The organism is Mesorhizobium sp. W067 (assembly GCF_054719525.1).
Map to the genome: position 1 here is coordinate 2,525,600 of NZ_JBTTII010000001.1, position 21,129 is coordinate 2,546,728.

Below are 21,129 nucleotides of genomic sequence, written 5' to 3' on the forward strand. Positions count from 1 at the left end.
GAAGGTGCCGGCAGGCGGATGAGGGGCGGCGCGACATGTCAAAAAAACAGCCCACGCCAAAATGGCTTGCAATCGTCGGCATCGGCGAGGACGGTTTAGCGAGTCTCGGCGACGAGGCCAAGCGGCAGATCGCTGACGCCGAGACCGTCTTCGGCGGCAAGCGGCATTTGGCGCTGGTGGCTTCGCTCATCAAGGGTGAGCAGCGCCCATGGCCGGTGCCATTCGATGCCGGCATGGCAGACGTGCTGGCGCTGGCCGGCCGGCGCGTCTGCGTGCTCGCCTCCGGTGATCCATTCTTCCACGGGGTCGGCGCCACCCTTGCCCGCAAGGTCAAGCCTGAAGAGATGCATGTCATCCCCGCGCCATCGGCGATTTCGCTGGCTGCCGCCCGGCTCGGCTGGGCGTTGCAGGACATCGAGACGATCTCGCTGCATGGAAGGCCGCTCGACCTGATCCGGCCGCTGCTGCATCCCAGGGCGCGCATCCTGGCGCTGACATCGGACGGCGACGCACCAGCGACAATAGCGCGCCTGCTCGTAGAGCTCGACTTCGGCGCTTCGCGGCTGACGGTTTTGGAAGCGCTGGGCGGACCGAACGAGAAGCTTCGCTCGGCACGTGCCGACGCTTTCGACGTCAGAGACATCAATCCGCTCAACGTGCTGGCGCTTGAGCTTGAATCGACACAAGAGGCCCGCATCCTGCCGCTGAGCGTTGGCCGCGCCGACCATCTGTTCGAGCATGACGGCCAGATCACCAAGCACGACATCCGCGCCATGACGCTTGCGGCGCTGGCGCCGAGGCGTGGCGAATTGCTGTGGGACATCGGCGCCGGTTCCGGCGCCATCGGCATCGAATGGATGCTCGCTCACCCCTCGATGCGCGCCATCGCCATCGAGGCCAACAGCGACCGCGCCGCCCGCATCGTCCGCAACGCCGCGCATTGCGGCGTGCCCGGTCTTGTCGTGGTGGAAGGGTCGGCGCCCAAGGCACTGGCCGGGCTGGACACGCCGGATGCGATCTTCATCGGCGGAGGTGGCAGCGACGCCGGCGTACTGAACGCCGCCATCAAGGCGCTGCCATCCCGTGGCCGTCTCGTTGCCAATGCGGTGACGCTGGAGATGGAGGCGCTGCTTCTCGCGGAGCACATCAAGCGCGGCGGCGACCTTACCCGCATCACCATTTCCCGCGCTTCTCCTGTCGGTTCGATGCAGGCCTGGCGCCCGGCCATGCCGGTCACCCAGTGGAGCTGGGTGAAGCCATGATGGTGGCGGGCATCGGCAGCCGGAAGGGCGTGAGCGTCGAAGACGTGCTCGCGGCGATCGAAACCGCCCTCGAAGCGCACGGGCTGGCGATAACGGCGCTGTCGGCCTTGGCGACCGCCGCGCTCAAGAAAGACGAAGAAGCGATCTCTGCCGCTGGCCGCACGCTCAACCTTCCCGTCATCATCGTTGATGACGCAGCACTTCAGGCCGTCTCGTCGGAGGCACTCAGCAAATCCGATCTCTCGCAGGATCTCGCCGGCACACCCTCCGTCTCAGAAGCCTCCGCCCTTGCCGTTGCCGGCCCCGGTGCAAAGCTGCTTGGTCCACGCACCGTGCTCGGCCCGGTCACCTGCGCCATCGCCATCAGCGGAGACGCGCCATGACCGTGCATTTCATCGGCGCCGGTCCCGGCGCCGCCGACCTCATCACACTGCGCGGCGCCAAGCTGCTGGCAAGCTGCCCGGTCTGTCTGCATGCCGGCTCGATCGTCGCGCCGGAATTGCTGCAACACTGCGCACCGGGGACCAAACTGATCGATACGGCGCCGATGTCACTCGACGAAATCGAGGTCGAATATGTGACAGCCCACCAGGCCGGCCACGATGTCGCCCGCCTGCATTCCGGCGACCTCTCGGTGTGGAGCGCCGTGGCCGAGCAGATCCGCCGGCTGGAAAAACACGGCATTCCTTACACGCTGACGCCGGGCGTTCCCTCTTTCGCCGCCGCAGCCGCAGCCCTTCGCCGCGAACTGACCATTCCCGAGGTGGCGCAAAGCCTGGTGCTGACCCGCGTCTCCGGCCGCGCCTCGAAAATGCCGCCGGGCGAAACGCTGGCCGGCTTCGGCCGCACCGGCGCCACACTGGCCATTCATCTCGCCATCCACGCCATCGATCGCATCGTCGCCGAATTGTCGCCGCATTATGGCGGCGATTGCCCGGTGGCGATCGTCTTTCGCGCTTCATGGCCGGACGAGCGCGTGCTGACCGGCACGCTAGCGACCATCGAGGCACTGCTCGCCGCCGACCCGATGGAGCGCACGGCGATCATCTTCGTCGGCCGCTCGCTGGCAGCGAAAGGTTTTGGCGAGAGTTCATTGTACGACGCCCACTATCAGCGGCGTTTCCGGGGACGGGACGGATTGTGAGCGGTAAAAGCGAAAACACCACGCTCGAACAGGCCCTTGCCCGGCTGAACTTCAAGCCGCGCCGGCTTGAGCCGGGCCATGTCTGGCTGGCCGGCGCCGGCCCCGGCGATCCCGGCTGCCTGACGCTGGAAGTGCTGGCGGCATTGGCCGAGGCCGACGCTGTGGTCTATGACGCGCTGGTCTCCTCTGACGTTGTCGCCGTTGCGGACAATGCCCAGCTGTTCTTTGCGGGAAAGCGCGGCGGCAAGCCGTCGATGAAGCAGGACGACATCACCGCTTTGCTGGTGCGGCTGGCGCGCGATGGCCGCCGCGTCATCAGGCTGAAGGGTGGCGATCCCTATATTTTCGGCCGTGGCGGCGAAGAGGCGCTGGCGCTGGCGCGCGAAAAAATCCCGTTCCGCGTCCTGCCCGGCCTGACATCGGGGCTGAGCGCGCTGGCCGCCACCGGCATTCCCGCAACCATGCGCGGCATCAACAAGGCGATCATCCTGGCGACAGGTCATGCCGCCGGCACAGATGACGATCTCGACTGGGGCGCGATCGCCCGCACCGGCCAGCCGGTGGTCATCTATATGGGCATGGCCAATCTGCCTTTTATCGCCGCGTCGCTGCTCGAAGGCGGGCTGGCGCCGTCGACGCCGGCGGCTGTCATCGTTTCGGCGACGACACCGCAGGAGCGGACCGTCGTCGCGACACTCGCCACCATTTCCGAAGCGGCCGCCGCGGCGGAATTGGCCTCGCCGGCCCTCATTGTCGTCGGCGGCATCGTCGCCATGCGCGCAGCACTGGCGGGTAACGCATGACCCGCGCCATCATCATCGGCGCGCCGCGTTCCGGCTCCGGCAAGACCAGCGTCACCATCGGCATTTTGCGCGCGCTCGCCCGGCGCGGCATCAAGGTGCGCGGCGCCAAGTCCGGCCCCGACTATATCGATCCGGGTTTTCATACCGCCGCCACTGGCCTGTCCGGCGTCAACCTGGACAGCTGGGCGATGTCGCCTGACCTGCTCAACGCGTTGGCCGGCAATGCCACCGAGGACGCCGATTTTATCTTCCTCGAAAGCGCCATGGGCCTGTTCGACGGCATCCCGGCCGGACAAGGCCGCACCGGCTCGGCCGCCGATCTGGCGCGGCTCTACCACCTGCCGGTGCTTTTGGTGCTCGACGTCTCGGGACAGTCGACGACGGCGGCCGCCGTCGCGAAGGGTTTTGCCACCTACGACCCGGATGTGCGCATGGCCGGAATCGTGCTCAACCGTCTCGGCAGCGAGCGCCACCGCAAGCTGTGCAGCGAGGCGATCGAAACGCTCGGCCTGCCGGTCGTCGGCGCCATCCTGCGCGATCCCACGCTCAATTTGCCGGAGCGCCATCTCGGCCTCGTCCAGGCCGGCGAATATGCCGACCTGATGACGCATCTCGACCGCCTCGCCGACATGGTCGAGAAATCCCTCGACCTTGACGCCATCATGGCGCTGGCCGCGCCGTTTTCGCCGGCATCAGGCAGTTTCGAACATGCCTTGCAGCCGCCCGGCCAACGAATCGCGCTCGCCGAAGACGCCGCTTTCACCTTCCTCTATCCGCACGTCGCCGCCCACTGGCGTCAGGCCGGCGCCGAGATCGTGCCGTTCTCGCCGCTCGCCGACGAAGCACCGGCGCAGGATTGCGATGTCTGCTGGCTGCCCGGCGGCTATCCCGAGCTTCACGCCGGCAGCCTCGCGGCCGCAACCAATTTTCGAGCTGGCATGGCCAGGTTTGCCGAGACCAAGCCGATCCATGGTGAGTGCGGTGGCTTCATGGTGCTGGGCGAAGCGCTGGAGGACGCGGCCGGCGAGACGCACGCCATGCTTGGCCTGCTCGGCCATTCCACCAGCTTTGCCAAGCGCAAGATGAACCTCGGCTACCGCGAGGCACGCCTGCGCGCCGCCTGTCCGCTGGGGCCGCAAGGCGCGCTGATCCGCGGCCATGAATTCCACTATGCGCAGATGATCGCCACCGGCAATGACGAGCCGCTGGCCGACCTCGCCGACGGCCAGGGCAATCCGCTCGGCGCCTCTGGCTACCGGCGCGACCATGTCAGCGGCACCTTCTTCCACGCCATTGCGAGGAGTGCATGACCTCCGTGCCCTCGCCCCGGCAAGCGCTCGACGACATCGCGCTTTGCCTTGTCTTCTTCACCCGGCTGCCATTGCCTGTGTTCGACTTTCGCGGCCGCAGCCTGGCCGATGCGATCTGGGCCGCGCCTGTCGCCGGCCTCGCCGTCGCTTTGGTCGGCGCTGTCGTCTACGCTATCGGGATTAAGCTCGGCCTCGCCGCTGGGCCGGCGGCCGCCCTTGCGCTTGCAGCAACCCTGCTCGCCACCGGTTGCCTGCATGAGGACGGGCTGTCGGATGTCGCCGACGGTTTTGGCGGCGGCAAGACGCGCGATAAAAAACTGGAGATCATGCGCGACAGCCGCATCGGCACCTATGGCGCAGCAGCTCTTGGCCTGTCGATGCTCATCCGCTGGAGCGCGCTGTCGCAACTGGCGAATCCGACAAGCGTGCTCTTCGCGCTGATCGCCGCCCACGCCGCATCGCGCGGCCTGCTCGGCGCGTTCATGCATCTGGCGCCGGCGGCGCGCAGTGACGGCCTGTCTGCCGGCGCCGGGACCGTCTCGACCCAGACAGCTGTTCTCGGCGCCGTGCTCGGGGCCATCCCGCTTCTGACCCTGGGGCTCGGCGGCGCCTTTGCCGCACTGACCCTGCTCGCTCTCGTGTTCAGCGCCTTGCGCGCGCTCTGCCTCAACCAGATCGGCGGCCACACCGGCGACACGATCGGCGCCCTGCAGCAGCTAGGCGAGATCACTGTCCTGCTCGTCGCTTCCGTTTCCCTGTCCTGATTCTTCCCCGGAGATTCCTTCCCCATGCCATTCAAATCATTCGACGAACTGCGCGCCGCCTGTCTCGATCTGCCTGCCGGCAGCGATACCGCCGCCAATGCCGTCGCCCGCCGCCAGGACACGCTGACGAAGCCGCAAGGCAGCCTGGGCCGGCTGGAAACCCTCGCCGCCTGGCTGGCGCGCTGGCAGGGCCGCGACATGCCGAAACTCGACCGCGTCAAAGTCTTCGTGTTCGCGGGCAACCACGGTGTGACAGCGCAAGGCGTTTCAGCCTTTCCCTCGGAAGTGACCGTGCAGATGGTGGCGAATTTTGCCGGCGGCGGCGCCGCCATCAACCAGCTTGCCCGCATCGCCGGCGCGGAACTCGACGTCATCCCGCTCGATCTCGATCAGCCGACCGGCGATTTCACCGACGTGCCGGCGATGGATGAAAAGACGTTCCTCGCCGCCGTCTCGGCTGGCTATGACGCGGTGACGAACGACCTCGACCTCGTCTGTTTCGGCGAGATGGGCATCGGCAACACCACGCCGGCGGCCGCCATTTCGACCGCCCTGTTCGGCGGTGGCGCTGAAAAATGGACCGGGCGCGGCACCGGCGTCGACGATGCCGGCCTGAAGCGCAAGGTCACCGCCATAGAATCCGGCCTCAAGCGCCATGCCGACGCGCTGTCCGACCCGCTGAAGATCGCCGCCGCCCTTGGCGGTCGCGAACTCGCGGCCATCTTCGGCGCCACGCTCGCCGCCCGCCACAACAATGTGCCGGTGCTGCTCGACGGTTTCGTCTGCACGGCCGCCGCAGCACCCCTGGCGCGACTGCACCCCTCAGGCCTCGCCCACACCATCGCCGCCCATGTCTCAGCCGAATCCGGCCACCGCCGCCTGCTCGAAGCGCTCGGCCTGCCGCCGCTGCTCGACCTCGGCATGCGGCTCGGCGAAGGCTCCGGCGCCTGCCTCGCCGTCAACATCGTCCGCTCGGCACTGGAATGCCATGTAAGGATGGCGAGCTTTGCCGAGGCTGGCGTTTCGGAGAAGTAGCTCGAGCGATTTGACGGGAGGGCGCCGGCCCGAACCTTCACTGACCATCGTCGGGCCGGTCACTGGCATTCCGGGCTGGTGGCTCGAACAGCACGGCCGCTGAAAGATTCCCCACCTGGGGGTTGGCCCGCTGCTTCTGTGGTGGGCTCTTTTTACTGGCACTATTCGCCGCCGTTGCCGACAAAATGTGATTGACGTAACGGTGACCAGGCGCAATCATTACGGATTGTGCAGGGGTGAGGGCGTTTTCAATGAAACTCGTTGTCTTTGGCGTAGCAATAGTATTGGCCGCTACCGGAGCAGCTGTTGCGAAAGAGAAGAAAAAGATGGCCACCGCTCAGGCTACAACCTCGTGTTCTACAGCTCATAAGAAGGCTGGCAGCAAGCCGACCGCGAAACCGGATTGCAAATCGACAGGCACCGTGGTTGCGCGACCGTCAAATAGGGCCGAAAACTTCCTGGATCATTATAATCCGCGCTTAGGGTATGACACCAGTCCGTGGTTTCAAACTGGCTTTAATTGATGGCGGCTTCGGCTTCCGGGCCTTTCTTAATCCAGCGCGGCCTTCCCTCCTTCGCCAAATAGCGCACCGGCTTACCGGCCGCCGAGTTTAAGGCAAACCTGCCCCATGATTGAGGCATGTCGAGGCGCGTCAACGCGTCCGGCATTCCAAGGTCTTCCACCAACTTTTCTAGAAATTTGGTGGGTGCGCACAGGATTGAACTGTGGACCCGCTGATTAAGAGTCAGCTGCTCTACCAACTGAGCTACGCACCCACTCGACCGGTAAAACCGGCGTTGGCGGGCATATAGCCGCCGATACCGGTCCTGTCCAGCCCTGCCGGAATCATTTCCCGACAAATCGCTGAACTGCCGCTGGCGGTCACACGAACAGCCTGCCTTCCGCCACCTTGATGGCATGGCCGCCAATGCGCGCGGAGGCCAGTTTTCCGCCTTCGACAGTGAGTTCCAAGCGGATACGTGACGGGCGGCCCATCTCCAGCCCCTGCTCGATCCACAGCTGCGAAATGCCGTCGGTGGGCGCATCGAACTGCATGATGGCGCCGGCAAAGGCCGCCGCCGCCGACCCGGTCGCCGGGTCTTCATAGGACGGCGTGCCCGGCACGATCATGCGGACATGGAAGGCGCTGTCACGGTTCACCGTCTGGCGGCAATAGACATACGGGCTGGCGAAGGCCCATTCGCTCTTGCGCGGCGCCAGTTCCGACCAGGCCTGGTTGTCGAGCTTGATCCGGCCGGCAGCCTCCAGATTGGCAACCGGAATGGTGACGTAAGGCACGCCTGCCGACCAGAACGACACCAAGTGATTCTCGAAGCCGATCTCGTGCGGCGCCAGCCCGAGGGCGGCGCCGATCGCCTCCGGGTCGGCATCGAGCTTCAGCGGCTCCGGCAGCTTCGCCAGGTCGAACTCGGCAAAGGTGGCGCCATCGTGCCGGCTGACGGCGCAGCGCACCGGGCCGATATTCTCCTCCAGCACGAAGATGCCGGCTTCGCCCTCGCCTGTCAGTTCGGCCAGCGCGATCGCGGCGCCAACTGTCGGATGTCCGGCAAACGGCATCTCATAGTCGGGCGTGAAAATGCGGATGCGGTTGCGATGTTTTGGATTGTCCGCTGGCAGCACGAAGACCGATTCGGACAGGTTGAACTCACGCGCAATAGCCTGCATGGCGGCTGTATCCAGCCCTTGGCTGTCGAGCACGACAGCCAGCGGATTGCCGGCCAGCCGCTCCGTCGTAAACACATCGTAGAGCAAGTAATTGCGGGTCTGCATCTTGAAAAACCTTCCGCCTCAATCCGAACATGGCCGAAATTTAATTTGATATTCGAACCACCAAGCCTGATCTGTGCACAACTAGGGACATTACGCTTTCATAGGGGTCCGGCGTGGACCAGCTTGTCAATCTGCCAAAGACGGAATCGGATTCCGCCATCGAGGCGGCGCTCGGGCTTGATCAGAGCGGCGTGCGCAAGACGCGCCGCCGGGGCTGGCTTTACTCGCTGCTGGCGCTGATCGCACTTGCCGCCGGGTTGGCTGGCTACCAGTGGTTTGCCGGCTCCCCGGCCAAGATCGACTACACCACCACGCCGGCTACCATTGCCGACCTCACCGTCGCGGTTTCGGCGACCGGCACGCTGCAGCCCCTCACCCAGGTCGACATTTCAAGCGAACTGTCCGGCATCATCCGCTCGGTGTCGGCCGAAGAGAACCAGCAGGTCAAGAAGGGCGACGTGCTGGCGACGCTCGACACGGTGAAACTCGAGGTCCAGATCGAACGCGGCGAAGCCTCGGCCAAGGCCGCTGCCGCCAATGTCGAGGACGCCACGGTAACCCTGAAGGAGAACGAAAGCGCCCTCACCCGCGCGGCCGAACTGACCAGGCGTGGCATGGCGACCGATCAGTCGCTCGAGGCGGCGACTGCCACGCGCGACCGCTCCAAGGCGGCGCTCGATAGTGCGCAGGCCAATCTCGCCATCGCCCAGGCCGATCTCAAGGCGCAGCAGACCGACCTTGCCAAGAGCACCATCTATGCGCCGATCGACGGCATCGTCTTGACGCGTTCCGTCGACCCCGGCCAGACGGTCGCCTCCTCGCTGCAGGCGCCGGTTCTGTTCATCATCGCCGCCGATTTGAGGAACATGGAATTGGTGGCGGCGGTCGACGAGGCCGATATCGGCGCGGTCAAACCAGGCCAGCATGCACGCTTCACCGTCGATGCCTTTCCGGAGCGGCCGTTCGACGCCGAGATCCGCGACATCTCCTACGCCTCGGTCACCACCGACGGCGTCGTTACCTACAATGCACGGTTGGAAGTCAACAATAACGAGCTTTTGCTGCGGCCCGGCATGACCGCCACGGTTTCGGTCGTCACCAGGCAGGCCAAGAGCGTGCTCACGGTGCCGTCCACCGCTTTCCGCTACCGCCCGGCGCAGCAGGCCGCGCGCGCGTGGAGCCTCAGCGATCTGTTCACCGGCCGCATGGGCCGTGGCGGCAACCGCCGCCAGCCGGTGAAGGCGCCCACCGACGGCTCACGCACGCTCTATGTGCTGGAGAACGGCCGGCCGCACCCGGTCAACGTCAAGATCGGCTCCACTGACGGCGAACTGACCGAGATCACGTCCGGGCTGGACGAAGGTGCAGAGGTTATCACGGCCTCGCAGCTGCGGAGCTGACGCCATGGCTGCGGGCCTCATCGGTTTCGACACGGTCTGGAAGAGTTATGGCCAGGGCGAAGCCAAGGTCCATGCGCTGGCCGGCGTCGACCTCGCCATCCAGCGCGGCGAATTCGTCGCCATCATGGGCCCGTCCGGTTCGGGCAAATCGACCGCGATGAACATCATCGGTTGCCTCGACACACCGACTGCCGGCACCTATTCCTTCATGGGCATCGACGCCGGCCGGCTCGACCGCAACCGCCGGGCGCTGCTGCGCAATCTCTATATCGGCTTCGTCTTCCAGGGCTACAATCTGTTGCCGCGCACCACGGCGGCGGAAAATGTCGAGCTGCCGCTGATCTATCGCGGCGCGCCGGCCCGCGAGCGCCGCGATCTTGCCATGCAGGCGCTGGCGGAGGTCGGCCTGGTCGGGCGCGAACACCACACGCCGGCCGAACTCTCCGGCGGCCAGCAGCAGCGCGTGGCGATCGCGCGCGCCATCGTCACCAGGCCGACGCTGCTCGTCGCCGACGAGCCGACCGGCAATCTCGACACCGCCCGCACGCATGAGATCATGGAACTGTTGACGCGGCTGAACCGCGAGCTTGGCCTGACCATCGCCATGGTCACCCACGAGGCCGATGTGGCCGATTATGCCGAGCGCACCATCCGCTTCCTCGACGGCCACGTCGCGTCCGACACGGCCAAGTCGGAGTTGGCGTCATGATCTGGGAAACCGTCCGCCTCTCACTGCGCTCCATCCGCCGCAATGTGCTGCGCTCGTTCCTGACGCTGCTCGGCATCGTCATCGGTGTCGCCGCCGTCATCGCCATGCTGACCATCGGCTCGGGCACCACGGCCAAGGTCAAGTCGGACATCGCCAAGCTCGGCTCGAACCTGCTCGTCGTCCGTTCCGGCCGCCCGGCAGGCAGCGGCGGACCAGGCGGGCTCGACCAGGCGGTACGGCCTCTGGCCGACAAGGATGTAGCCGCCCTCGTCGCACATCTGGCCGGGGCGCGCGCCATTGCGCCGGCGTCGCAGAAACAAGTCCGCGTCATTTTCGGCACCGAGAGCTTGACCTCGGGCGTCACCGGCACCGACAGCGCCTATCTCGACGCCCGCGACTGGAAGCTGGTGTCGGGCCGCCCGTTCTCGGATTCGGAAACACGCTCCGGCACCGGCGTGTGCCTGATCGGCGAAACGGTGCGCCAGCAGTTCTTCGGCGCCGGCGAACCCGAGGGCGAGATCATCCGCGTCAACCGCACCTCGTGCAAGATCATCGGCCTGCTCGAACCCAAGGGCTATACCGGCTTCGGCCAGGACCAGGACAATGTCGTCTTGATGCCGCTTGCCGCCTATCAGCGCCGCATCGCCGGCAACCGCGACATCGACAACATCTACGTCGCCGCCGACGACCGCACCCCGACCACCGAATTGCAGCCGCGAGTCGAGGACATTTTGCGCGACACCCGCCGCATCACGCCGGACCGCGAAGACGATTTCTCGATCCGCGACATGACCCAGATCGCCGACGCCATGGCCAGCGCCACCACCACCATGACCGGCATGCTGGGCGCCGTCGCGGGCGTCAGCCTGCTGGTCGGCGGCATCGGCATCATGAACATCATGCTGGTCTCGGTCACTGAGCGCACCCGCGAGATCGGCATCAGGCTCGCCATCGGCGCGCATGAAAAGCACATCCTCATCCAGTTCCTGGTCGAGGCGACGGTGCTGTCGCTGCTCGGCGGCATTATCGGCATCCTGATCGGCCTGGCGCTGGCCGGCCTCGCCTCGGCAACGCTGGCCATACCGTTTGCGCCGAGCCCGGTGGTCATCCTGCTCGCCGTCGGTTTTTCGGCGCTGATCGGCATGGTGTTCGGCTTCTTCCCGGCGCTGCGCGGCGCCAGGCTCGACCCGATCGACGCGCTGCGCCACGAATAAGCGCCAGATCAGCTCCACCGCAACCAACCGCTATCCACAAGCATGGGTGCTTGTCGACATCGGCAATACTTGTTGTCGTCCGGTCTGCGATGCTAATTTTAGAGCAAAGCATCTGGTCAAGGAGTGGCAATGAGCAAGAAGGCGCGGCTGATTCTGACGATGGTGATCATCGAAGGCGCCCTTGCGGGACTTTGGTGGTATCTCGCCCGCTACGGCATGACCAATCCCGATCGTGTCACCGCCGATTTTCAGGCAGTCGTCGGCCAGACGATGGGCATGGTCATGGGTGGATTGCTGGGCATCGGCGTCATCCTGTTCCTCGTCGCCGCCTGCAACGACCGCAAGGCTGCGCAGAACAATCCGCGCCGTTAGCCCCCGCCACCGCCAAAATGCCACTCGACCAGCGGCTTCATATGCGGCGCCAGCCCTTCCGGCAGGTCGGCGGCGTGGCGGATGATCACCGGCCCCTCGATCTCCGGCTCGGTCTCGGTCGCGATGAAGGCGCTGATGCGCCGCGCAATCTCGTCGGCCGGCAGGTCGACGTGGTAGCGGCGGAAGAGGACCGTGCCGGTCGAAGTCGACAGCGCATGGTAGCGCTTGCCGCGCGCAGCGCCTGTCAGGTCAAGCCCGGTCTCCTCGCGCACTTCACGGATCATGTTGAAATCGACATCGACGCGGCCATCGCGAAAATCGATCGGCTCGAACGAGCCGGCAGCGAAGTAGACACTACCGGCCGGGACCGTGTGCGCGCCCATGCGGATCGCCACCAGGGCGTTGTCGCCGGCGACCAGCATGGCGTGGCCATAGGCATGCTCGGCGCCCGTCCCCTGCCGGTTCTTTCGCCACAGCAGGAAGGTCGAGTACTTCACCGCGTGACAACGCCCGACGATCCGGTTGTCGCGCCAGGCGAGCGCCGAGAGCAGCACCACCGTGCCGTCGAACAGCGCCGGATTGGCCGTAACCTCACGCCGCCAGTTGTCAGTTATCGCCTGCGCGTTGTCGCGCTCGAACGGATGCGGGCCGGGGTCGAGCCGGACGTCGATTTCGTCGACGGGCAGGATGACGTTGCGCGGCAGGTCGAAGCTCACCGCGCTCAAGCCATGTCCAGGCTAATTGCGACGGGACAATGGTCCGACGCCTTCGGCCGGTCCCAGCCGGCGCGCGGAAAGCGCTCCACCGCCTGTCCGGCCGGAAAGATGGTGCGCCAGGGCTGGCCGTTGCGGATGATGTCGGGAGCCGCCGTCGCATTCTTCGCCGCCAGCCCTTTCGACAGCAGGATGTAGTCGAGCTGGCACAGATGCCGCTCTTTCGGCCCGCGCGTGTGGTAGAAACTCCAGCGGTCCATCTCCGGCCGCCGCTCGACGACATTCTCGCAAAAGCCGCCGGCGGTGAGCACATCGATACAGGACTGGCTCTCGTCGATCACCTGGAAGCGGTAGCCGTCGACGGCGTCGCCCTCGATCTTCACCCGCTGGCGGTAGTCGTTCATGTCGCCGCAGATCGCCCAGTTTTTATCGGCTGCGTGCTCTTTGCCGAAGCGCTCCTCGATGATGCGGCGCACGGCTTGCGCCTCGGCGATGCGCACCGGCATCGTCGCCTCGCGTCCGTCGAGCCCGTTGCGCGGCGAGCCCATCGATTTGAAATGGACGAGGTAAAGCGTCAGCGGCACGCCGCCGACCTTGATGTCGACCTCCAGGCAATCGCGCCGGAAGATGCGTTCATTGGCCAGGTTGCCGAGCGCCTCGAGTTCAGGCGTGTGCAATCCGAACTGCTCGAACGTGACATAGGCATGGCTGGTCATGCGCACGAATTCGATCGGCTGACCTTGCGCTGTCTCGTTGCGCATCATCAGGGCAACGTCGATGCCGCGCGAATCATTGCCGGCGGTGGTGTATTTCTGCCGGTAACCCTCGCCCACCATCTTGAAGAGATAGCCATACTCGAACGCCTTCAGCGCCTCGATGTTGTCAACCTCCTGCATGCAGATGATGTCGGCGCGGGTGGCGGCGATGGCGAGCGCGGTCAACTGGCGCGTATCGTCGGACTGTGCGATGGCGCGCGCCTGCTCCAGCATCCGGTATTCGGCTTCGCTCTGGATGTCGAAAAGCGCCAGCGTGCGGTCTTCGTTGAGCTGGTTGCGGAAGCCCGAGAAATCGAACCTGTTCATCAGGTTTTCGACATTGAAAGTGGCGAGGCGCAGCGACATGGGCTGACCTTTGCCTGCAAGCGCCCATGAAAACAAGGGCTGCTCGTCATGGCTGATGGAACCTTTCCGTTCATCCTCCGTTCAGACGCCAAGGTCCATCAATAGGCCACTTCCCTGGGGTATCCGGGCGTGGGGCCTGTATCACTTGGAGAGTGCAATGAGCTCGCTCTTTTCGTCCACAGTCAAATCCGGGCTGTTAGCGCTCGGTCTTTTCTCGGGTCTCACGGCGCCATCCGCCGCGGGCCCGATCCTGCAGCCGGACTTGTCGGTGCCGGCAAGCACCGCATTGTCTGACATCACACCGGTTCGCGACAGCTGGGCGGGCGGCAATGACCGCCGCTCCTTCAACGATTGGCAGTGGCGCCGCCACGACGGCCGTCGCTTTGCCCGGTCAGGCAACTGGAACAACGGCAACTGGAATGGCGGCAACTGGAACGGCGGCGACAACTGGCGCTGGCGCCATCACCGCCACCATCGCGGCCGTGATTTTGACACCGGCGCCGCAGCAGTTCTCGGCCTCGGCCTGGGTCTCGGCCTCGGCAGCATCTACAACAACGGCTACTACAACAACGGCTATTACAATGACGGCTATTACGTGCAGCCGGCGCCCCGCCGCTATTACCGCACGCAGCGTCTGTCCAGCGCCCATGTCCAGTGGTGCTACGACCGCTATCGGTCCTACCGGGCCTGGGACAACACGTTCCAGCCCTATGGTGGCCCGCGCCAGCAATGCTGGTCGCCCTACAGCTGAACTATAAACGACAATACACGACGGCGCCGCCCCATCGCGGCGCCGTTTTCATTTGGGAAAGACGGCTGGTCTCGGTCACCGCTAACCATATGTTTATCGGCTCAGCCTATCCGTGATATCGTGCCCCATCTGACGATCGCGCCGATCCGGTCGCGAAGGACGTGCCGTCATGGCCGACAACGAATTGCGAAACAAACACCGGCAGCGCGTGCTGAAAGGCGCGACGATTCTGACCGGCCTCACCAATTCCGAGGTCAAGTGCACGGTGCGCAACATGCATGCCGGCGGCGCCGAGCTGAAAGTGTCTATAGACGCGCGCGTGCCGGACGAGTTCCTGCTCTATGTGCCGGTCGACGGCATCGGCTACAAGGCCATCGTGCGCTGGCGCCGCGACGACCGCATCGGCGTCGAGTTCACCGGCACCGAGCCGAAGCCGCATTGGCACTATGGCTGAGCGTCCTGATCAATAAACCGGCATGAAAGAGCCGGCGGATCGCTCCGCCGGCTCTTTGCTCCCAATCCCGACGACTGCGGGTTAGTTCTTGGCCTTGTCGACCAGCTTGTTCTTGGAAATCCAGGGCATCATGGCGCGCAGCTTGGCGCCGACTTCCTCGATCTGGTGGCTGTCATTGTTGCGGCGGATGCCCTTGAAGCGCGACATGCCGGCGCGGTATTCCTGCATCCACTCCGAGGTGAATTTTCCGGTCTGGATGTCCTTCAGCACGCGCTTCATCTCGGCCTTGGTCTCGGCGGTGATAATGCGCGGGCCAGAGACATATTCGCCCCATTCGGCCGTGTTCGAGATCGAGTAGTTCATGTTGGCGATGCCCCCTTCATAGATCAGGTCGACGATCAGCTTGACCTCGTGCAGGCACTCGAAATAGGCCATTTCGGGCGCATAGCCGGCTTCCACCAGCGTCTCAAAACCGGCGCGGATCAGTTCGACCAGGCCGCCGCAGAGCACGACCTGCTCGCCGAACAGATCGGTCTCGCATTCCTCGCGGAAATTGGTCTCGATGATGCCCGAACGGCCGCCGCCGACACCGCAGGCGTAGGACAGAGCGAGATCGAGCGCATTGCCGGAAGCATCCTGGTTGACGGCGACCAGGCACGGCACGCCGCCGCCCTTCTGGTATTCGCCGCGCACCGTGTGGCCGGGGCCTTTCGGCGCGATCATGACGACATCGACGGTCGACTTCGGCTCGATGAGGCCGAAATGCACGTTGAGGCCGTGCGCGAAGGCAATCGCGGCGCCGTCACGAATGTTTGGCGCGATTTCGTTTTTGTAGATGTCGGCCTGCAATTCGTCAGGCGTCGCCATCATCATCAAATCGGCCCATTTGGCAGCGTCCGCCACGCTCATCACTTTCAGGCCATCAGCCTCGACCTTCTTGGCGGTCGCCGATCCCGCCTTGAGGCCGATGGCGATTTCCTTGGCGCCGGAATCCTTGAGGTTGAGCGCGTGCGCCCGGCCTTGGCTGCCATAGCCGATAATGGCGACCTTCTTGCCCTTGATCAGATTGAGATCGGCGTCGCGATCGTAATAGACACGCATCTTTTGCTTCCTTCCCACAGAGATTAGAGGCCTTGCGGCCCGGTTTTTGCTCCATAAAGAGCGAGAAACTGCTGCGTCGCCCGGGCGGCATCGCCGCCGATCGCCGCTTCAGTCAATTCCAGCCTGTCGCCGAGCAGCAGACGGATCTGCACGTCGCGGGCGACCAGCCCGAAAAAGGTCCGGAACGCCATTTCGGCGTCCGTAAAGTCGAGCAGTCCGGCCTGCTTGCCGGCAAGCAGCACCGGCTTCAGCCGTCTGGCCAGCGCGAAACGGCCATTCTCCAGCACGATGGCGCCGAGATCGTCCTTTCCGGATCCGGCATGGCCGACCGCGACGCGGTTCAGCGCGATCGAGGTATCGCTCGAAATCACCTTTAGCCAGTCCGAGGCGAAGCCTTCCAGGCTTGCCGTCATCGAGGCAAGAACGAGCCGCTCACCGTCGACCGGCACCACGCGCACTTTCGATGCCTGCCACTGCACGGTCGCCGTCAGCAATCCGTCGCGGTCGCCGAACCATTTGTAGAGCGTTTCCTTCGAGCAGCTGGCGCGCCGCGCCACCGCCGTCATGGTCAGATTGTCGCCCTCCTCGACCAGCAGCCGCAAAGCCGCGTCCAGGACGGCCGTTTGCCGCTCTGTCAGCACTTCGCTGGTATCGATCTCGGCACTCGCCTGCAACAATTTCCTGCCCATTCGATGAGGTCGCCGGGTCGCCTCAAACGGCGTACCGTACGTTACGGTTCGGCATATTGCGCAATCCTGTGCTCGACGCAAGGGGTTAGGTAGAAAAATCGTCGACGTGAGAGCCGCCGGGCAAACCACGAGATTCTGACGGATCAATCATCGGCGGGCGGATGGCGCAGCTCTCCAAGCAGGCTCGCCAGTATCTTCAGCTCCTCGGCGGAGAGTTTTGCGCCGACCAATTCCGCAATAGACCGTCCATAGACAGCCCACATCCGTCGCCGCGTCTGACGGCCCTTGGCCGAGATGCGGATGGTCTGGCCGCGGCCGTCATCGGCAGCCCTGAGCTTCTCGACCAGTCCGTCTGCCTCGAGGCGCGCCAGAAGCCGCGAGATGTTATACTGCGCAAACAGTGTGCGCTCGGTCAGCTGGAATGGCCGCAGCCCGCCCTCACCCGCCTCGGCGAGTTCATGCAGCACGTCATACCAGTCGAGCGGCGGCAAGCCGCTAGTCTTCAAAGCCTCTTCCGCCTTTTCGATGAGCTGGCGCGAAACCCGCATCAGGCGGGCCCAGGCCTTGACGGCTTCGGGCGAAGGCGTGGTTGTTTTGGTCATGACCCACCCTAGGCGGTAGATGCAGTTGCATCAAGCTTGACGGTCAATGCACTTGCATCTATATGCATGCAACTGCATCGGTCCGGGAAAGATCCATGAAACACGAAATTTGCAAAGTCGCCGACGTCCCACAGACGGGCAGCCTGATCGCACCGTTCTTCGGCCGCGAGGTCCATGTCTGGCGCAGCGGCGAGCGTGTCCGTGCCGCGGCCAATGTCTGCCTGCATTTCGGCGGGCCGCTCGACTGCAAGGACGGCAAGCTGGTCTGCCAATGGCACGGTCCCGCCTTCGATATGGAAAGCGGCGATCGGCTTGAAGGTCCGGCGCCAAAAGCGTCGCGACTGATGTTCCTGTCGACGCGCGTCGAGGACGGCGCGTTGAACTATGTCTGGGGAGAGTGACATGCCTGAGAAGAATGAAATGCCTGAGAAGAATGAAATGACTGGCAAGCTCATTCTCGTCAGCCATCATCTATGCCCCTATGTGCAGCGCGCGGCGATCTCGCTGGCCGAGAAAGGCGTGCCGTTTGAGCGTGTCACCATCGACCTCGCCAACAAGCCGGACTGGTTCAAGGCGATTTCGCCGCTGGGCAAGGTGCCGCTGCTGATCGTCCAGGCAAATGGCGAGGAGACAGTGATCTTCGAATCCGCCGTCATTCTCGAATTCCTCGAGGAGACGCAAGCCAATCCTCTGCATCTGGCCGACGCCTACGCCCGTGCCCGGCATCGCGCCTGGATCGAGTTCGGCTCGGCGACATTGAACGCCATCGGCCGGTTCTACTCGGCTTCGACGGAGGCCGCCTTCCTGGCAGAGTCCACGGCACTTTCGGCCATGTTCGATCGTCTGGAGGACGAACTGGCCGACCAGGCCGGACCGTGGTTCAATGGCGAGTGCTTTTGCCTCGTCGATGCCGTCTACGGCCCGGTCTTCCGCTATCTCGACGCCTTCGACCGGATCGGCAATTTCGGCATTCTGGACGGCAAGCCATTGGTCCAGGCCTGGCGCAAGGCGTTGAGCGAACGCGCCTCGATCAAGGGTGCCGTGGCGCCGGACTATCCGCAGCGGCTGCGTCTATTCCTGCGTGCGAGAAATTCGCTTCTCTCGACCCTGATCCCGCCGGATGATCTGGCCAGTGCACCTCCTCTAGCCCGATCCGCCTGAACGGATCGATCAGCGTGCCGGCCACCATCGAGGCAAGCACGCTTGGCACTGGCGGGATTTTGGCGATGGTTGCCACCAGCCTGTCGCGGAAGAAGGGCAGCATCGTGCCGTCCGACTGGTAGAACGGCGTCAGCGCCAGCGACAGCAGCTGGAAGATTCGGACATGCCATCGCCGCGCCCGGGCGTAGCTTTCCAGCGCTGCCTCGACGTTGCCCGTTTGTGCCAAGGCATGGCTGAGTGCTGCCGCGTCGAGCAACGCCATGTTGGCGCCTTGCCCGAGCTGCGGGCTGGTCGAATGCGCGGCATCGCCGATCACGGCCAGCCTGCGGCCGGCCGGCAGCTTCATCGTGTGGTGGCCGTAGCGCGCCAGCGACAGCTGGTCGAAGCTGTCGATCTGGCTGGTGAACGCCTCGCATTGCGGCCACAGCGAGACCAGTCTCGCCTTCCAGGCGTCGAGCCCTGCCGCGCGCACGTTTTCGGCATCCGCCGGCTTCAGGCTCCAGAAGAACGCCGCCATCTTTTCCGCGCCCGGTTCCAGTCGGCCGATCGGCAGGACGCCGATCATCACGCTGGCCTTGTCGTAGAGCTGCAGCAGCGCATTTTCGTCGAAGCCTTGGCGCCAGCCGAGCGAGGCCCAGAACGCGCCGTAAGTGAGCTGCCGCGGCTCGGCCGGATCGTTGAGGCACCGGCGCAGCTTCGAACGCGAGCCGCTGGCGTCGACGACGAGGTCGAACGGCCCTGCCCTGCGGCCCTCCACCGTTCGGCTCTTGTCGAAGATCAGGCTTGCCCGCTCACCGACGTCCAGCGCCTCGATCTCGACACCGGTTTCCATGGCGATGCCTTGGCGGTGCGCGGCGCGGAACAACACGTTGAACAACGCCGCCCGGTGCACCGCCAGCCCGAAACGGCCGCCAGGCTGCGCATCGTAGCGCACGGCGAGCACGGTGCGGCCGGTCGAGGCATCGGCGCCATGCAGACGCTCGATGCGGCTCCCCAGCGCCAGAATGTCGTCCAGCAGGCCGAGATCTGCGAGCACGCTCAGCCCGGTCGGCTGCAGGATCAGTCCGGAACCGACGGGCTTGGGTTCCTCGAAACGTTCGAAGATGGTGACGTTGTGGCCCGCGCGCTTGAGATATAGCGCGGTGGCGAGCCCCGCCGGGCCGGCGCCCGCAATCGCGATGTCTAGAGATTTTTCCATTGCCCGCCCAACCACTGGCGGGACAATCCTTCAGCGCCATTGTCAAATCAAGCCGCTGCTGCATGGACCAAAATATCAGCCACCGGCGTCGAAGGCAGCGCGCGCCTTGCGCACCGCACCATGGTTGAGTTCGGCCCACAGGATCAATTGATGCAAGGCGCCGAACATCGAACGGCCGAGATCGGTCAGGCTGTATTCGACGCTTGGCGGCTTGGTCGGGAACACTTCGCGATGAACAAAGCCGTCGCGCTGCAGATCGTGGAGCGTCTGGGTGAGCATGCGCTGCGAGATGTCGGGCACCAGGCGCCGCAACTCGCCGAAACGATAGGGCTGCTCGGCGAGCGCCGCCATCAGCAGCGAACTCCATTTGCCGTTCACGCCCTGCATCACGTCGCGAACCGGGCAATCGGCAATGTTTGCGCCATCGCTGGTGGCTTTGAATATATTGAGCTTGGTTCTCAGATTGACGACCTTGCCGTCCATGGCTGCTGGTTCCCTGGCGGTGCCTACCTCCCTAAAAACTGCCTTCTTTACGGTGGCCGGTCAATTCTTATTTTAGTGCTGGTCTCTTTTTGAGACTGTCAGAAGCACCCGCCACCCGGCGCAATTTCAGGGATCCCCCATGACCGCAACCCTTCTCGTCACCGGCGCTTCCGGCCAGCTTGGCCGCGGCGTCATCAACCACCTGCTGGACACATTAAAGATCCCCGCAAACCGCATCATCGCCACCACCCGTACACCCGCCAACCTTGCCGATCTGGCGGTGCGCGGCGTCGTCGTCAGAGCCGCTGACTTCAACGACCCGCAATCGCTTGCCGAGGCCTTCGCGGGAGCCGACCGGGCACTCGTCATCTCGACCAACGAACTTGAGGTACAGGGGAAGCGGCGCGAGCAGCAGCTTGCGGCGGTGACGGCGGCCAAACAGGCTGGCGTCGGCCACCTGCTGTACACCTCGATGCCCAACCCCGAGCCTGGTTCGCCGGTTGTTTTCGCGCCCGACCACTACGACACCGAACAGGCGATCAAGGCGAGCGGGATCCCCTACACGATCTTCCGCAATGGCTGGTATAACGAGAACCTGTTCATGGCGTTGCCGCAGGTTCTGGCGTCGGGTCAGTGGTACACCTCCGCCGGCGACGGCGCCATTTCCTACGGCACGCGTGACGATTTCGCGGCGGCCATCGCCGCGGGGCTCGCCTCGGACAGCAGCGAAAGCGAGACTTACACGCTGACCGGCCCCAGTGCGTATACGGCTGCCGAAGTGGCGGCGTTGGTCACCGAGGTCACCAGCAAGCCGATCCAGGTCATCCAGCTTTCCGACGAAGCCCTGACCGCGGGAATGAAGTCGGCCGGCCTGCCTGAACCCTTCGCCAAGGTGCTGGTGTCGTTCGACGCCGCCGCCCGCGCAGGTGACCTCGGCATGGTGACCGACGCGGTCGAAAAACTCTCCGGCCGAAAGTCGGTGCCGCTGAAGCAGTTTCTGGAGACGAACAAGGCTGCACTGGCCGGCTGAAAGCTGCCGTTGCGGGACGCC

24 protein-coding genes, 1 tRNA gene and 1 pseudogene are annotated in these 21,129 nt (G+C 64.7%); 17 read left to right on the forward strand and 9 right to left on the reverse strand.

The features are described 5' to 3' along the window. Window positions 1-35 precede the first annotated feature (35 nt). From ACYG97_RS12465 to ACYG97_RS12500, 8 genes are all read left to right on the forward strand, one after another. The gene (locus ACYG97_RS12465) at window positions 36-1,262 is read left to right on the forward strand and encodes a bifunctional cobalt-precorrin-7 (C(5))-methyltransferase/cobalt-precorrin-6B (C(15))-methyltransferase (protein WP_023733815.1); all 1,227 of its coding nucleotides are present in this window, start codon (window positions 36-38) and stop codon (window positions 1,260-1,262) included. Continuing rightward, window positions 1,259-1,645, forward strand: a complete 387-nt coding sequence (locus tag ACYG97_RS12470) for a cobalamin biosynthesis protein (protein WP_023690940.1) — start codon at window positions 1,259-1,261, stop codon at window positions 1,643-1,645. Before ACYG97_RS12465 ends, ACYG97_RS12470 begins: the two co-directional genes overlap by 4 nt. Next, on the forward strand, window positions 1,642-2,406 hold the full coding sequence (gene cobM, locus ACYG97_RS12475) for a precorrin-4 C(11)-methyltransferase (protein WP_023733816.1): 765 nt from the start codon (window positions 1,642-1,644) through the stop codon (window positions 2,404-2,406). The genes ACYG97_RS12470 and cobM overlap by 4 nt, the downstream gene beginning before the upstream one ends. Next, on the forward strand, window positions 2,403-3,209 hold the full coding sequence (gene cobA / locus ACYG97_RS12480; RefSeq protein WP_023733817.1) for a uroporphyrinogen-III C-methyltransferase: 807 nt from the start codon (window positions 2,403-2,405) through the stop codon (window positions 3,207-3,209). Before cobM ends, cobA begins: the two co-directional genes overlap by 4 nt. Further along, window positions 3,206-4,519, forward strand: a complete 1,314-nt coding sequence (locus tag ACYG97_RS12485) for a cobyrinate a,c-diamide synthase (RefSeq protein ID WP_023733818.1) — start codon at window positions 3,206-3,208, stop codon at window positions 4,517-4,519. The genes cobA and ACYG97_RS12485 overlap by 4 nt, the downstream gene beginning before the upstream one ends. Next, entirely contained in the window at window positions 4,516-5,283 is a 768-nt protein-coding gene (cobS, locus tag ACYG97_RS12490; RefSeq protein ID WP_031262211.1) for an adenosylcobinamide-GDP ribazoletransferase, read from the forward strand. Before ACYG97_RS12485 ends, cobS begins: the two co-directional genes overlap by 4 nt. 24 nt (window positions 5,284-5,307) lie before the next feature. After that, the gene (gene cobT / locus ACYG97_RS12495) at window positions 5,308-6,318 is read left to right on the forward strand and encodes a nicotinate-nucleotide--dimethylbenzimidazole phosphoribosyltransferase (protein WP_023733820.1); all 1,011 of its coding nucleotides are present in this window, start codon (window positions 5,308-5,310) and stop codon (window positions 6,316-6,318) included. 251 nt (window positions 6,319-6,569) lie between these two features. Next, window positions 6,570-6,842: a hypothetical protein gene (locus tag ACYG97_RS12500; RefSeq protein ID WP_156937192.1), complete on the forward strand. Its 273-nt coding sequence runs from the start codon at window positions 6,570-6,572 to the stop codon at window positions 6,840-6,842. A gap of 177 nt (window positions 6,843-7,019) precedes the next feature. Here the strand turns inward: ACYG97_RS12500 and ACYG97_RS12505 are convergent. Both ACYG97_RS12505 and ACYG97_RS12510 read right to left on the reverse strand, forming a co-directional pair. Continuing rightward, window positions 7,020-7,095, reverse strand: a tRNA-Lys gene (locus tag ACYG97_RS12505). A gap of 106 nt (window positions 7,096-7,201) precedes the next feature. Then, the gene (locus ACYG97_RS12510; RefSeq protein WP_023733821.1) at window positions 7,202-8,110 is read right to left on the reverse strand and encodes a PhzF family phenazine biosynthesis protein; all 909 of its coding nucleotides are present in this window, start codon (window positions 8,108-8,110) and stop codon (window positions 7,202-7,204) included. A gap of 113 nt (window positions 8,111-8,223) precedes the next feature. Here ACYG97_RS12510 and ACYG97_RS12515 point away from each other — a divergent pair, with 113 nt between their 5' ends. The 4 genes from ACYG97_RS12515 (at window position 8,224) to ACYG97_RS12530 (ending at window position 11,805) form a co-directional block, all read left to right on the forward strand. Next, the gene (locus ACYG97_RS12515; protein ID WP_023733822.1) at window positions 8,224-9,510 is read left to right on the forward strand and encodes an efflux RND transporter periplasmic adaptor subunit; all 1,287 of its coding nucleotides are present in this window, start codon (window positions 8,224-8,226) and stop codon (window positions 9,508-9,510) included. A gap of 4 nt (window positions 9,511-9,514) precedes the next feature. Continuing rightward, window positions 9,515-10,219: an ABC transporter ATP-binding protein gene (locus ACYG97_RS12520; RefSeq protein ID WP_023685174.1), complete on the forward strand. Its 705-nt coding sequence runs from the start codon at window positions 9,515-9,517 to the stop codon at window positions 10,217-10,219. Beyond that, on the forward strand, window positions 10,216-11,433 hold the full coding sequence (locus ACYG97_RS12525; protein ID WP_023739155.1) for an ABC transporter permease: 1,218 nt from the start codon (window positions 10,216-10,218) through the stop codon (window positions 11,431-11,433). The genes ACYG97_RS12520 and ACYG97_RS12525 overlap by 4 nt, the downstream gene beginning before the upstream one ends. 129 nt (window positions 11,434-11,562) lie before the next feature. Then, the gene (locus ACYG97_RS12530; protein WP_023733825.1) at window positions 11,563-11,805 is read left to right on the forward strand and encodes a hypothetical protein; all 243 of its coding nucleotides are present in this window, start codon (window positions 11,563-11,565) and stop codon (window positions 11,803-11,805) included. On the opposite strand, the gene ACYG97_RS12535 is transcribed toward ACYG97_RS12530, so the two are convergent. Continuing rightward, on the reverse strand, window positions 11,802-12,521 hold the full coding sequence (locus tag ACYG97_RS12535) for an NUDIX hydrolase (RefSeq protein WP_023733826.1): 720 nt from the start codon (window positions 12,519-12,521) through the stop codon (window positions 11,802-11,804). The genes ACYG97_RS12530 and ACYG97_RS12535 overlap by 4 nt on opposite strands. 5 nt (window positions 12,522-12,526) lie before the next feature. Beyond that, complete coding sequence (locus ACYG97_RS12540; protein WP_023733827.1) at window positions 12,527-13,639, reverse strand: endonuclease/exonuclease/phosphatase family protein; 1,113 nt, start codon at window positions 13,637-13,639, stop codon at window positions 12,527-12,529. Window positions 13,640-13,796: 157 nt separating this feature from the next. Here ACYG97_RS12540 and ACYG97_RS12545 point away from each other — a divergent pair, with 157 nt between their 5' ends. Together ACYG97_RS12545 and ACYG97_RS12550 are read left to right on the forward strand one after the other, a co-directional pair. Continuing rightward, on the forward strand, window positions 13,797-14,390 hold the full coding sequence (locus tag ACYG97_RS12545) for a BA14K family protein (RefSeq protein WP_023733828.1): 594 nt from the start codon (window positions 13,797-13,799) through the stop codon (window positions 14,388-14,390). Window positions 14,391-14,559: 169 nt separating this feature from the next. Then, window positions 14,560-14,844, forward strand: coding sequence for a PilZ domain-containing protein (locus ACYG97_RS12550; protein ID WP_023685169.1), 285 nt, complete (start codon window positions 14,560-14,562; stop codon window positions 14,842-14,844). 81 nt (window positions 14,845-14,925) lie between these two features. Here ACYG97_RS12550 and ilvC read toward each other — a convergent pair whose 3' ends face one another. The 3 genes from ilvC to ACYG97_RS12565 form a co-directional block, all read right to left on the reverse strand. Beyond that, window positions 14,926-15,945 (reverse strand): ketol-acid reductoisomerase, encoded by a 1,020-nt coding sequence (ilvC, locus tag ACYG97_RS12555; RefSeq protein ID WP_013531065.1) that lies wholly within the window; start codon window positions 15,943-15,945, stop codon window positions 14,926-14,928. 23 nt (window positions 15,946-15,968) lie between these two features. Beyond that, window positions 15,969-16,634: a TetR/AcrR family transcriptional regulator gene (locus ACYG97_RS12560; RefSeq protein ID WP_460221581.1), complete on the reverse strand. Its 666-nt coding sequence runs from the start codon at window positions 16,632-16,634 to the stop codon at window positions 15,969-15,971. Between the two features lie 143 nt (window positions 16,635-16,777). Continuing rightward, entirely contained in the window at window positions 16,778-17,236 is a 459-nt protein-coding gene (locus tag ACYG97_RS12565) for a MarR family winged helix-turn-helix transcriptional regulator (protein WP_023668376.1), read from the reverse strand. Window positions 17,237-17,331: 95 nt separating this feature from the next. Here ACYG97_RS12565 and ACYG97_RS12570 point away from each other — a divergent pair, with 95 nt between their 5' ends. Together ACYG97_RS12570 and ACYG97_RS12575 are read left to right on the forward strand one after the other, a co-directional pair. Then, window positions 17,332-17,637, forward strand: coding sequence for a Rieske (2Fe-2S) protein (locus ACYG97_RS12570; RefSeq protein ID WP_033003984.1), 306 nt, complete (start codon window positions 17,332-17,334; stop codon window positions 17,635-17,637). Window position 17,638: 1 nt separating this feature from the next. Next, on the forward strand, window positions 17,639-18,397 hold the full coding sequence (locus ACYG97_RS12575; RefSeq protein WP_023733831.1) for a glutathione S-transferase family protein: 759 nt from the start codon (window positions 17,639-17,641) through the stop codon (window positions 18,395-18,397). On the opposite strand, the pseudogene ACYG97_RS12580 reads toward ACYG97_RS12575, so the two are convergent. Both ACYG97_RS12580 and ACYG97_RS12585 read right to left on the reverse strand, forming a co-directional pair. Then, window positions 18,360-19,595: pseudogene (locus tag ACYG97_RS12580) on the reverse strand (FAD-dependent oxidoreductase); the annotation flags it as partial. The gene ACYG97_RS12575 and the pseudogene ACYG97_RS12580 sit on opposite strands and share 38 nt — an antisense overlap. A gap of 75 nt (window positions 19,596-19,670) precedes the next feature. Beyond that, a complete protein-coding gene (locus tag ACYG97_RS12585; protein WP_023690335.1) occupies window positions 19,671-20,078 on the reverse strand; it encodes a winged helix-turn-helix transcriptional regulator in 408 nt (135 codons plus the stop codon). A 139-nt stretch (window positions 20,079-20,217) separates the two neighbouring features. Here ACYG97_RS12585 and ACYG97_RS12590 point away from each other — a divergent pair, with 139 nt between their 5' ends. Then, entirely contained in the window at window positions 20,218-21,108 is an 891-nt protein-coding gene (locus ACYG97_RS12590) for an SDR family oxidoreductase (protein ID WP_023727713.1), read from the forward strand. The last annotated feature ends 21 nt before the right edge of the window (window positions 21,109-21,129 follow it).